6 protein-coding genes are annotated in these 13,092 nt (G+C 71.4%); all 6 read right to left on the bottom strand.

The window, feature by feature from the left end:
* Window positions 1-19: 19 nt before the first annotated feature.
* The 6 genes from ACIP94_RS25715 to ACIP94_RS25690 all read right to left on the bottom strand — a co-directional run bounded on the left by ACIP94_RS25715 (window position 20) and on the right by ACIP94_RS25690 (window position 12,631).
* Entirely contained in the window at window positions 20-2,365 is a 2,346-nt protein-coding gene (locus ACIP94_RS25715) for a glycoside hydrolase family 65 protein (RefSeq protein ID WP_402430098.1), read from the bottom strand.
* A gap of 545 nt (window positions 2,366-2,910) precedes the next feature.
* On the bottom strand, window positions 2,911-5,160 hold the full coding sequence (locus ACIP94_RS25710; RefSeq protein ID WP_402430277.1) for an FUSC family protein: 2,250 nt from the start codon (window positions 5,158-5,160) through the stop codon (window positions 2,911-2,913).
* Between the two features lie 138 nt (window positions 5,161-5,298).
* Complete coding sequence (locus ACIP94_RS25705; protein WP_402430095.1) at window positions 5,299-6,753, bottom strand: glyceraldehyde-3-phosphate dehydrogenase; 1,455 nt, start codon at window positions 6,751-6,753, stop codon at window positions 5,299-5,301.
* A 151-nt stretch (window positions 6,754-6,904) separates the two neighbouring features.
* Complete coding sequence (gene lpdA / locus ACIP94_RS25700) at window positions 6,905-8,305, bottom strand: dihydrolipoyl dehydrogenase (RefSeq protein ID WP_402430092.1); 1,401 nt, start codon at window positions 8,303-8,305, stop codon at window positions 6,905-6,907.
* Window positions 8,306-8,420: 115 nt separating this feature from the next.
* On the bottom strand, window positions 8,421-9,872 hold the full coding sequence (locus tag ACIP94_RS25695) for a purine-cytosine permease family protein (RefSeq protein ID WP_402430088.1): 1,452 nt from the start codon (window positions 9,870-9,872) through the stop codon (window positions 8,421-8,423).
* Window positions 9,873-10,066: 194 nt separating this feature from the next.
* Window positions 10,067-12,631: an FUSC family protein gene (locus ACIP94_RS25690; RefSeq protein WP_402430084.1), complete on the bottom strand. Its 2,565-nt coding sequence runs from the start codon at window positions 12,629-12,631 to the stop codon at window positions 10,067-10,069.
* Between the last annotated feature and the right edge of the window lie 461 nt (window positions 12,632-13,092).

Genomic DNA, 13,092 nt, shown 5'->3' with positions numbered 1-13,092 from the left:
GCGCGTACTCGGTGGGCGGTCAGCGGGGGCGCTCGGGGCGGCGGCCGGGTGGCTGGGCGGTGGCCGGCAGAGGGGGCGGCGGCTTGACGGGCCGGCTTTGGGGGGTGCCGGGGGTGAGCGTCACCGGCTCCCCGTAGTGGCTGATCGGAATGCTTTCGCCGTGTATGAGGGTGTACGTGGCCTGGGACTCGGTGATCGCCACCCGCAGGCACCGCCCGCGGAACCGGACCGCGAAGGCGAGCCGGTTCAGGTCCGCGGGCAGCCGGGGTGTGAAGGACAGGGTTTCCCTGTGGTGGCGCATTCCGCCGAAGCCGGCGACCAGCGCGATCCAGGAGCCCGCCAGCGACGCGATGTGCAGCCCGTCGCGGGAGTTCCTCTCCAGGTCGTCCAGATCCATCAGCGCCGCCTCGCCCAGGTACTCGTAGGCCAGGCGCAACTGGCCGACCTCGGCGGCGATCACGGCCTGGATGCAGGCTGACAGGGACGAGTCACGGACGGTGAGCGGATCGTAGTAGGCGAAGTTCCGGGCCTTGTGTCCCTCGTCGAAGGCGTCGCTGCGCAGATACATCGCCAGTACGAGGTCCGCCTGTTTGACCACCTGCTTCCGGTAGAGCTCGAGGTACGGAAAGTGCAGCAGCAGCGGGTAGTCCTCGGGCCGGGTGCGGGAGAAGTCCCAGACCTGGTGGCGGGTGAAGTCCGCGGCCTGCTCGTGGATGCCCAGCGCGCTGTTGTACGGCACGCTCATCGCGTCGGCCGCGTTGCGCCACGCCGTGGTCTCCTCCTCGGTCACGCCGAGCGCGGCGGCCTGGCGGGGATGACGTTCGACGGCTTCGGCGGCGGCCCGCAGATTGTCCTGGGCCATGAGGTTGGTGTAGGTGTTGTCGTCCGCGAGCGCGCTGTACTCGTCGGGTCCGGTGACACCGTCGATATGGAAGCGGCTGCCGGGGTCGTGGTAACCGAGGGAGTGCCACAACCGGGCGCTCTCCACGAGCAGTTCCACACCGGTGTCCCGCTCGAAGTCCTCGTCGCCGGTGACCGCGACATAGCGCAGGACGGCATGGGCGATGTCGGCATTGATGTGGAACGCGGCGGTACCGGCCGGCCAGTAGCCGGAGCATTCCGCGCCGTCGATGGTGCGCCAGGGGAACGCCGCGCCGTTCAGGCCGAGTTGGCGGGCGCGGGCGCGCGCCGCGGGCAGGGTGTTCTGCCGCCAGCGCAGTGCCGCGGTGACGCTGCGCGGATGGGTGAAGGTGAGCAGGGGCAGCACATAGATCTCGGTGTCCCAGAAGGAGTGCCCGTCGTATCCGGAGCCCGTCAGACCCTTGGCCGGGATGGCCCGCTGCTCGGCCCGGGCGGCCGCCTGGAGCACATGGAAGAGCGCGAAGCGGACGGCCTGCTGGATCTCCGCGTCACCGTCCACTTCCACGTCGGCATGGAGCCAGAAGTCGTCGAGGACGGCCCGCTGTTCGTCGAGGAGGCCCTGCCAGCCGGTGTTGCCCGCCTCGGCGAGGGCGGCCTCCGCCTGGTCCCGCAGGGCCGTCAGCGAACGCAGCCCGGACCAGGCGTAGGAGACCAGCTTCTCCAGCCGGAGTTTCTCGCCGGGCCTGAGTTCGGTGATGACGGTGAGCCGGGCGACGTCCTCCGAGCTCTCGCTGGTGGTCCGGGTGGCGGCCGGGCCCTGCACGACGTGGTCGGCGGCGGCCGCGATCCGCAGACCGCTCCGCTCGGTGCGGTGGATCAGCCGTAGCCGCATCCCCTCGGCATGGTGCTCCTCCGGCCGCAGCGGGGACTTCAGGGCCGCGGCGACCCGCGGGTCGGCGCTGGGCTGCGGCATGGGCTCGTTGGCGACGAGTTCGGACTGGATGACGATGCCCACCTCCTCGTCCAGCGGCTCCACCTCGTAGACGATGGCCGCGATGGCCCGATGGGTGAAGGAGACCAGACGGGTGGAGCGCAGACGGACGGCCTTGCCCACCGGTGAGACCCACTCGCACTCCCGGCGGAGCACTCCGTGGCGCAGATCCAGCACCCGTTCGTGGGAGCGGACATGCCCGTAGCGGAAGTCCGCCTGCTCGTCGTCGACCAGGAGGCGGATGAGCTTGCCGTCGGTGACGTTGATGACCGTCTGGCCGGACTCCGGGTAGCCGTATCCGGCCTCGGCGTAGGGCAAGGGATGCACCTCATGGACGCCGTTGAGGTAGCAGCCGGGCAGCCCGACCGGCTCGCCCTCCTCCAGGTTGCCGCGCCATCCGATATGTCCGTTGGACAGGGCGAAGACCGATTCGCTCTGTGCCAGGACGTCCAGGTCCAGCCCGGTCTCGCGGACGCACCAGGGCTCCGCACCGTACGACGGATGGGTGATCATGGCACCTTCCCGTCTCCGTCCCCGCCACCGTTCACGGCGCTACGGCGCCGCCGGGCGGGTCGATGTCGGGTGCTGCCCGCACAATCCCGTTCTTGCATGTTTCATACCTTCCCGCTCAGGCGTCCCTCCACCCCCTCCCGTCCCGGGAACGGCAGGACGAGTGCACTCCATGACGGCGCGGCTGCTGGGAGTGACCGGAACGGCCGCCCCGAGCGCCCCCGGACCCCGTGCTCCAGCGCGATGCCCCCTGTGCAGCGTTCTTGCCTTGGACGGGCCCGTCACCGAGCTGATCCTGCGCGCGGTCCGCTCGGCGTGCTGAGCGGGCCGGGTACGCCCGCTCCGGCACACCGCTGCCGGAGCGCGGCCCGGTAGGGGCCCATGTGCTCCCGCCCGTCAGGACAGGCCGGGAGCACACGACCGTCGGAACAGGCCGGGAGCACACGACCGTCAGGGTCTGCGCCGGGACTCGCCCGTGAGCCAGGAGACCATCCCGTGTGACCCGTGCGGCGGCCGGGCCGGCCCAACGGCCCCCGGTGATCGCCCCGTCATGCCGCCGGCTTCTGTGTGGGGACGTGCAGCGGGCGGGCCAGTCCGGCAACCGCCTCGTCCAGGCGCTGGAGGTGCCGCAACACCCGGTCGGTGACGCGGTCGTAGCGCGGGGCCCCGAGGGTGCCCGGCTTGAGGATGGACGCGAGGCTGGGGCCGGTCTCGATTTGGGCGTCGGCGTGTTCGTCGGAGACATGTGCGGCGATGGCCTCGATGTTGTGGACGATACGCCGGCCCGCCCCGCGCAGCCGGGGATCCGCCGCGATCGAAGGGTGCTCGGGCAGCAGCTCGGCGGTCGCCGCCAGGGAACGCGCGTGATAGGCGCAGGTCTCCAGCATTGCGACGATATGGCGGGCGGTGTCCCGCCGGGCCCGCAGCGGCGTGATCGGATGCGTCACAGGCTGGGTCGAGGACCTCAGGTCGGACAGCGCCTGGTCCAGATTGCGGGCCCGGTCGAGCAGGTTGACCGGGGGCCCGCCGCTGAGCTGGCCGACCGCGGCCTCGGTGACCTCGGCGAGCCGGGCCAGCGTGGTGGTGAGGAGTTCGTTCGTACGGCGATCGGTGTGGACCGGCAGCACCAGCGCCGCCGCGACGATTCCGCAGACCACCCCAAGTGCCGTCTCCTCGATGCGCAGCAGGAGCACGGAGGCGGTGTAGGTGTGCAGAAGCGTGTAGAGCAGGCCCAGCATGGCGGTGACGAAGAAGGACATCAGCGTGTAGGACAGCGGCGCCGTGTAGAACATCGCGAAGATGAACAGCAGCACAAGCCCGAACGCCGTCCAGGTGTGGTGCCCGACCAGTCCGGCCAGCACGATGCCCGCCACCACCCCGAGGACGGTGCCCACCAGCCGGCGGTAGCCCTTGACCAGGATCTCCCCGGTGGACGCGGTGTTGATGAACACGATCCAGCAGGTGAGCACGGCCCAGTACCACCGCTGGCTGGAGAGGAACTCGCCGCCGACGATGGCCAGCGCCGATCCCACGGCCACCTGCACGGCGGCGCGTGTGGTGGGGCGCTGAAGCCCGGTGGCCTTCGCCTCAGGCCGGCCCGCCTCCTCGCTGCCCTCGATCGCGGCGTCCTCCGCGTCCAGTTCCTCGCGCGAGCGGGCCGTCGCGGGGGTGTCGTCGGACTCGTCCTGGGGCCCGTCGAGGGCGATCCGCAGCCCCAGGACGGCGCGCGCCGCCTCGCCGATCCCGCGGAAGACGTCCTGGACGACGGCCGGGCCGGGCGGCAGGTTGTCCTCCTCGCGGTAGCCGAGGAGGCGGTTGCGCACAAGGGACACCCCCGTTCCGGAGGCCTGTGCGACGGGCCGCAGGACGAGCAGGCGCAGCGCCTCGAGGTCGCGGCGCAGGGCGGCGGTCGTCGCGTCCTGCTCGGGCAGCGGCCGGCCCGAGGGCACGGGGGCTCCGGGCAGGTACAGCGTGAGCGTGTCGGCCCGCTCGGCGCCGCGCGCGGTGAGCAGCAGCAGCCCCAGCCGCTCGGCGGCGATCTCGGCGTCGGCGATACGACGCTGCACAAGCCGGGCCACCGACTCGTGGGAGGTGCCCTCCTCCAGCCGCCCCTGGATCATCATGGCCGTCTCGTGCAGGGCCGCGGTCCTGCGCCGCACCTCGTCGAGAACCTTCTGGAGGTCGTCCGGCCCCGCGTCGAGCAGGGCGAGCTGTGCCGTGATCAGCTGCGCGAAGCGGGCCCGGAACGCCTGGCGCAAGCGGTCCAGGATCCCCGTGGGCGTCTCGGGCACCAGGGCGAAGCGCACCACGGCACTGCACCCGAAGGCGACGACGATCGCGACGTAGAGCCCGGGAAGCGTCCGCAGGGTCGCACCGACGAAGAGGGAGAGGAAGTAGACCTGGAAGCCGATCAGTCCCAGTGCCGTGCCGCGGTCGCCGAACCGGCGGCTGTAGACGGCGCAGAAGATGAGCCCGACGAAGAAGAGGTCCCCGACCACCCGGTGGGAGTTCAGCAGTGCGCTCAGCGACAGCGAGGCCAGCGCCACGGGGAGGCCCAGGGCGAGCGTGACGGCCTGCGGGGCCCGCTCCTTCTCGCGGATGGCGAAGGTCGCGACCATGGCCGCGATGGCCCCCGCCACCAGATGGGAGACGTCGGACCGCAGGAGGGCGAGGACGGCGAGGGTGAGCGCGATGGCGGACGTGGTGCGCAGACCGGCCGTGAGCCGCAGCAGCCCGGGGTCCGCCGCCGCGATGCGTTCCCACGCCTTCACCCGAACCGACCGGCCTGCCACGCGCACTCCGCCGCACTCTCTCCCGTGTCCCGTCATGATCCCTTCCCAGCATCGCATGCCGTGAGGGACGAAGCGGGGGCGGCAGAACGCGGCGGTCCTCCGGTGCCCCGCCTTCCGGGGCACCGGTCGCACCGCCGGGCGGAATCAGACCGCCGGCGCCGGGTAGGTCGGGTACTCCACCCCGGAGACGTACTGGACGACGCGGATGACCTGGCAGGAGTAGCCGAACTCGTTGTCGTACCACAGGTAGAGGATCGCGTTGTCGCCCTCGACCTTGGTGGCGCCGGCGTCGACGATCGAGGCGTGGCGCGAGCCGATGAAGTCGCTGGAGACCGCGTCGGGGGCGGTGATGAAGTCGATCTGGCGCTTCAGCGGCGACGTCAGCGACACCTTGCGGAGGTAGTCGAGGACCTCCTCGCGGGTGGTCTCCCGCGCGAGCTGAAGGTTGAGGATCGCGATCGACACATCGGGCACCGGGACCCGGATCGAGCTGCCGGTGATCCGCGCCTTGAGGTCGGGCAGCGCCTTGGCGACGGCGGAGGCGGCACCGGTCTCGGTGATCACCATGTTGAGCGGCGCCGACCGGCCACGACGGTCGGACTTGTGGTAATTGTCCAGCAGGTTCTGGTCGTTGGTGAACGAGTGGACGGTCTCCACATGGCCGCGCAACACACCGTACTCGTCGTCCATCGCCTTCAGCGGCGGGACGATCGCGTTGGTGGTGCACGAGGCGCAGGACAGGATCCGCTCAACGGGCTTGAGCGTGTCGTGGTTGACGCCATGGACGATGTTGGGGACGTCGCCCTTGCCCGGCGCGGTCAGGACGACCTTGTCGATCCCGGGGCGCAGATGCCTCGACAGGCCCTCGCGGTCGCGCCACTTGCCGGTGTTGTCGATGAGGATGGCGTCCTTGATGCCGTACGCCGTGTAGTCGACCGAGGCCGGGTCGTCGGCGTGGATCACCTTGATCTCGTTGCCGTTCGCGATGATCGCGCTGTTCGCCTCGTCGACGGTGATCGTGCCCTGGAACTGCCCGTGGATGGAGTCACGGCGCAGCAGCGAGGCGCGCTTGACGAGGTCCTCGCCGGCCCGCCCGCCGCTCCCGCGCACGACGATGGCGCGCAGCCGCAGACCGTTGCCGGAGCCGGACTTCTCGATGAGCAGGCGGGCGACCAGGCGTCCGATGCGGCCGAACCCGTAGAGGACGACATCGCGCCCCGCGCCGCGCTCGATCTTGTTGGCGCCGGTCGCGCCGATGACGGCATCGGCGGTGAACTCCTCCACCGACAGACCGCGGTCGTCGCTCCTGTACGTCGCGGCGAGCATGCCGATGTCGATCTGGGACGGGCCGAGGTCGAGACCGGTGAGGGCCTGGAGGAACGGCATGGTCTCGGTGACGGAGAGTTCCTCACCGGCGATCTGCCGGGCGAACCGGTGGGTCTTGAGGATGCTGACCACCGACTTGTTCACCAGGGAGCGGCTGTGCAGCAGGACCGTGACGTCCCGCTCCCGGTGCAGCTTCCCGATGATCGGGATCATCGACTCCGCGGTTTCCTCGCGGTTCTTCCAGTTGGTGAACGAGTCGTCGTTGACAGTCACAGGTTTATCTTTCGAGCTAGGCGGCGCTCATATGCTAAACCCCCGTTCACTTTGATCTCGCGCGGGGTGGGTTGCGGGGGCGTGTAACCGGCCCCGGGGCAGGGCAAAGCCCGGCGGCACACGGCCGCCGGGCTCGGGTCTCGGCAGGTGCCTACATGTTGATCATGTGGCCGGCCAGGCCGTGGACGGCCTCCTTGACCGCCTCGCCGAGCGTGGGGTGCGCATGGACGTTGCGGGCCACCTCGTGGACGGTCAGGTCCCACCGCTGGGCCAGCGTGAGTTCCGGAAGCAGCTCGGTGACCTCGGGGCCGATGAGATGGGCGCCCAGCAGCTCGCCGTGGGTGTCGTCGCTGATGATCTTCACAAAGCCGACGGGCCGGCCCAGGCCGTGGGCCTTGCCGTTGGCGGTGAAGGGGAACTTGGCCACCTTGACGTCGAAGCCCCGCTCGCGCGCCTGGGCCTCCGTCCAGCCAAAGCTGGCTATTTGCGGCTGGCAGTAGGTCGCCCGCGGGATCATGGTGTAGTCCAACTCCATGGTCTCCGCGTCGGCAATGGTCTCGGCAGCCACGATTCCCATGGACTCGGCGGCATGCGCGAGCATCAGCTTGGCGGTGACGTCCCCGATCGCGAAGATATGCGGCACACTGGTCCGGCAGCGCCCGTCGACATCCACCGCGCCGCGCTCGGTCAGGCGCACCCCGGTGTTCTCCAGACCGTAGCCCTGGACGTTCGGGGCGAAACCGATGGCCTGGAGCACCTTGTCCGTCTCCAGCGTGCGGCGCTCGCCGCCCTTGTTGACGGTGACGCGGACCCGCGGACCGGAGTCGTCGATGCTCTCGACGGCGGTACCCGTGAGGACCTCGATGCCGAGCCTGCGGTAGTGCTTGGCCAGTTCCCTGGAGATCTCCTCGTCCTCCAGCGGGACCATCCGGTCCAGGAACTCGACGATGGTCACCTCGACGCCGTAGCTGCGCAGCACATAGGCGAACTCCACGCCGATCGCGCCCGCGCCGGCGATGACGATGCTGCCCGGCAGGGTCTCGCTGAGGATCTGGCTCTCGAAGGTCACCACCCGCTTCGACACAGCGGTGCCGGGCAGCAGGCGGGGACTCGCGCCGGTGGCGAGAACGCAGTGGCCGAACGTCACCGTCTCGGTGTGGCCGTCCGCGAGGGTCACCACCAGGGTGTGGTCGTCGGTGAAGGCGCCGCGCCCGTCGAACTGGGTGATGGCGTTCTTCTTCATCAGATAGTGAACGCCCTTGACCCGGCCGTCGGCGACCTTGCGGCTGCGCTGGTAAGCGGCCCCGTAGTCGACGGACACCTCCCCACCGATCCCGATCCCGTACGCCTTGGCCTCGTTCGCGACGAACTGCACCATCTCGGCGTTGTGCAGCAGGGCCTTGGAGGGGATGCAGCCCACGTTGAGGCACACGCCTCCCCAGTACCGTTCCTCGACCACCGCCGTGGACAGGCCGAGTTGCGCGCTGCGAACCGCGGCGGTGTAGCCGCCGGGCCCCGCTCCCAGAACAAGAACATCGAAATGTTGGCTCACAAGGGATCGATCCTTCTCCCCTGCGCCTCGACGCGCAACCTCACGCCGTTTTCCGCGCTCCCGGGCGCGGGGCGCGGCGGCGACGCCTGACCCGTAGCCCCGCGGCGGCTCCGGGTCAGGGTTCGCGGTGCTCGTGCGCCGCCTGTTCCAGCTCCCGCGCCTCCGCCTCGGCCAGCCGCTGTTCGGCCTCCACGTCGATCGAGCGGGTCAGCAGCCAGTACAGCAGGGCGGCGACCGGCAGCCCGACGAACAGCGAGATGTCCGCTCCGCCGAGCGCGCGGGCGGCGGGCCCGACGAAGAGATCGCCCACGGAGAAGAACGGCACCATGACGGCGAACCCCACCAGATACGCGACGATGCCGTGCAGACCCCAGCGCCCGTATATCCCGCGGGGGTTGAAGATCTCGGCGATGGCGTAGTGGCCGCGGCGCACCACGTAGTAGTCCATGAGGTTCACCGAGGTCCAGGGGATGAACAGATAGAGCACCAGCAGCAGGAAGTTGTTGAAGTTCTGGAGGAAGTGGGATGTCGCGGCGAGCGCGCCGACGACGGAGAGCGCCGCGGTGAGCCCGAGGGTCAACAGCCGTACGGCGAGCGTCGGCCGCACCCTCTTGAACGAGTCGATGCCGCTGATGAGCGTGAGCGATCCGCCGTACATGTTGAGCGCCGTGACGGACACCAGGCCCAGCGCGGCGAACAGCAGCACGATCGCACCGAAGCCGCTGAACACCGTGTCGCCCGCGGCCTTGATCGAGCGGATCGTCTCGAAGTCCTTGCCCGCCCAGGCGGCGAGCAGTGTGCCGAGGGTCATCAGCCACACGCCGCCGAGTGCCGAGCCGAAGTAGGTCCAGTAGAAGGTCTTGCGGACCGTCACGTCCGGCGGGAGGTAGCGCGAGTAGTCCGAGACATAGATGGCCCAGCTGATCTGGTAGCCGGCGACCACACCGAACTGGGCCAGGAACGGCGTCCACCGGAAGCCGCCGAGGTCGAAGGAGCCCGGCGGGTAGTGCAGATTGACCAGGACACCCACGGTGAAGATCCCGAAGACGACCAGGAAGGTGTACGTCAGGATCCGCTCGGCCCGGTGGATGACGTCGTAGCCCACGAGCGCGATCACGAAGGCGACCAGGGTGACGACGACCACCCACGGCTTGACGCCGCCGTGCAGCGTGGTGTGCAGCGCGTCGCCGGCGAGGATGGTGTTGAAGACGTTGAACCCCGCGTACTGCACATAGGCGAAGAGCCACACCAGCAGGGCCCCGACATAGCCGAACTGGGGCCGGGACTGGATCATCTGGGGCAGGCCGAGCTGGGGGCCCTGGGCCGAGTGGAAGGCCATGAAGAAGGTGCCGATGACGGTGCCCGCCACGATCGCGACGAGCGACCACAGGAGGTTGCCGCCCTCGGTGATGCTGATCAGACCCACCGCGAGGGTGGCGATCTGCGCGTTCGACATGAACCACAACGGCCCGAGATGCCACAGCTTGCCGTGCCGTTCGTCCAGCGGGACATAGTCGATCGACCGGATCTCGAGGCCCGACACCCGGGGTTCTGAAGCAGTGGTCACGGCGCCTCCCGCATGCTGATCCAATCCCTGCGGCCACAGTCGCCTCCCGGACCTCGCTGGTCAAGGCCTCCGACCGCGCGGAGCGCCGCAAGTGGTGAAGCGGTCATGTCCTACGACCGTTGTGCATCCCCTGCTCGTTTCTCGGAGGGGGCCGGGGCGAGCGGCGTCATGAGCGCCGGCATGTGCGGGGGCGGTCAGGACCGAGCACCCGTCCTCGCCGCGTCCGCCAGGTTGGGCTGGAGGCGGCGGGCGGCGTCGAGGTGGTCGGCGGTCCACACGATGCGGACCGCCGTGGCCGCGGCCTGTTCCTGCGCGCCGCTCAGATCGCGGCGGATCGACGCGACCAGGCCCGCGTCTGCCGCGGCACTGCGCGGCAGCGGATCCGGGGCGGAGGCGCGCCGGTCCAGGCAGGCGGCCAGTTCCCCGTACCAGCCGGAGACCCGGTCGGCGGCGGCCCGCAGGACGAGGCAGGCGTCGGCGCGGTCCGCCGCGGCGGGGCGTTCGACCTGCCACAGCCCCAGCACCGCGTCCGCGGCGAGGCGCAGTCCGACCACCCCCGTGACCAGGGTCGTCATGGGCGCGAGGGGCACCGGTTTCGGGCCGCGTTCGGAGAGGTAGCTGCGGAAGGCGTCGTCGAGCCTTCGGGCGGCGGCCGCCGCCTGACGCCGCTCCCGCTGCGGGTCCTCCGCCGGTGCGGTGCCGGGTCCGCACCGGCCGACGGCGTACTTCACCGCACTGGACAGATAGCGGGCGCTGTCCGTGTAGGCCGCCGCGAGGGCGCGGTCGATGGCGGCCGCGGCGCCACGAGGCCAGAACAACAGGCCCACCACGACGCTCACCGCACAGCCCAGGGCGATGTCCTGGGTCCGCAGCAGCGCGACATGCCAGTTCGGCTGGTGGCCGAGGTTGAACAGGATGACCAGGGCGATGGTGAAGGCGGCCTGGCCCGCCGCGAACGAGATCGCCGAAGGGGCGATGCCGGTCACCAGCATGGCGAGGGGGAGCAGCACCCACAGCAGGATCCCGTGATGGCCGAAGAGATACAGCAGTCCGGAGCCGATGAGCGAACCCGCGATCGTGCCGCCCAGCGCGCGCAGCGCCTTCTGCCCGGTGCTGAGCGCGTTGGAGCGCAGCACCGACAGGGTGCCGAGGAGCACCCAGAACGAGCGCTGAACGCCCGTCACGTGGGCGAGGGCGACGGCCAGACCGAGGCCCAGCGCGCCGCGCAGACTGTTGTGCAGCCAGACCGACTGCGGCTGGAGGTGGGCGGCGGCCCGCTCGCGGGCCGCCGCCAGCGGTGAGACGGAGGTGCCGGGCTCGCGGCCGAGCAGACGCTCCCGCCAGCCGCGCTGCCCGGCGGCCGCGGCCAGGTCGACGTCGCCCGCGATCTGGAGTGTCGCGAAACCCAGCTCCTGGGCGCGGAACGACAGATCCAGCATGCCGAGGCAGGAGCGGAACTCCTCCTCGGCGCCGGGCGCCGACGGGCGCACGGGCAGCCGCGTGGTGGCGCTGTGCTCCATGGCGTCCATGGCCGTGCGCAGACCGGCCGTGGCGGCGCGCAGCGCGTCGGGGGGGCCGTGCGGATCCTCCAGCAGGCCGGCCGACCGGTCCAGGACCAGGGCGGCGGCCCGCCGCACGGCCTGGACGTCGGGGTCGGGGGCCGGGCCGCTCGGGGGCGGGTGAGCGCTGTCGGCCACGATGTCGCAGAGCCAGGTCAGTTCGTCGACCAGGCAGACCAGGGCCCGGGAGTCGGCGCTCAGCCCGGTGGGCCGGTAGGGGGTGGCGTCGAAGGCACGGCGCAGTTCGGACGCCGCTACGGCGGTCTCGTCCGCGGTGCCCTGGCGGGGGCCGTCGCCCGGCGCTTCGGGGCCGTCGTCGGGCGCTTCGGGGCCGTTGTCCGGCGCTTCGGATCCGTCGTCCGGCGGGTCCGGTGGGGCGCTCGGGGAGTCCGTGCCGGGCGCCTTTCGTGTGTCGCCTGGTGTGTCGGGGGCGGTGCCGGGCGCCTTTCGTGCGTCGCCTGGTGTGTCGGGGGCGGTGCCGGGCGCCTTTCGTGCGTCGCCTGGTGTGTCGGGGGCGGTGCCGGGCGCCCCCCGTGCGTCGCCTCGTGTGTCCGGGGCGGTGCCCGGCGCCTTCCGTGCGTCGCTCGGTGTGTCCGGTGGGCCGGCCCGTGGCGCGTCCCGGCGCAAGTACGCCGCCGCCGTGCGGCAGACACGCGCGGCGGGTGCGCTCAGCGGGTCCGCGGCCGGCCGGGGCCACAGCAGGGAGACCGCGAGCATGGCGGCCGCCGCCGCGAGGCCCGCTCCGGCGAGCCGTTCGGGCAGCTGTGATGCCGGTGCGGGCCAGGTCACCGAGACGATGAAGGCCAGCAGCAACGCGGTCGCGGCGCCCGCGAGCACGGAGCTGACCACGCCGGAGAAGAGGACCAGAAAGCCGACGACGACCATCGCGGTGATCGCGAGCCAGGTGTGGTGGGCCGCCAGCGTGCCGAGGCAGATGAGCACCAGCCAGGCCAGCGCGAGGCCGAGGTGGGCGCGCAGCCGCTGCACCATCGGCCCGGTGAACTCCACCAGCAGCAGCATCGAGTACGAACCGAACGCCGCGAAGGTGGCCATGGCGGGCGAGCCGAGCACCTGGCCGCACACGGCGAACAGGGCGGGCAGCACAAGCGCGGTGCGCACCGCGCGGCGGGTCGCCGCCAAGCCCGGATCACGGGCACAGAGCAATTCCATGGCCTGCCCGATGCGGCCCGGTGTCCGCATGCGCTCACACCCTCCGTCGCTGTGCCGGCCGGCCCGCGTGCCCCGACGACATGCCGAGTATCCGCCGGGCACGGGCACCACGGGGTCCTGATGTGCGCCGAGTCGGGACCGGGACGGCCGGTCGGGTGACGCCGCGGCTCACGCCTGTGCCCGTACGGCCGTACGGCGTCGCCCCGGCCGGCCCGTGCGGGCCGGTCCCGCGGGCGCTGCGCTCAGGCGCCGGGCGGCCGGCCTCCACGAGCAGCAGGACGGTGACCAGACCGGGACGGGTCCGGACCGCGTGGTCCACGGTGCCGTTCGGCCCCTGGTGCGGCTCCCTTCGGCTCCGGACACCAGGGCGGGGGGGGCCCCGGCCCGGGGGGGGGGGGGGGGGGGGGGCCCCCCCCCCCCCCCCCGGGGGGGGCCCCCCCCCCGGGGGGGGGGGGGCCGGGGCCACGGGGCCCCGGGGCGGGCCAGGGGTC

The organism is Streptomyces sp. NPDC093261 (assembly GCF_044753645.1).
Lineage (GTDB): Bacteria > Actinomycetota > Actinomycetes > Streptomycetales > Streptomycetaceae > Streptomyces.
This window is presented reverse-complemented; position numbering and strand designations above follow the sequence as displayed.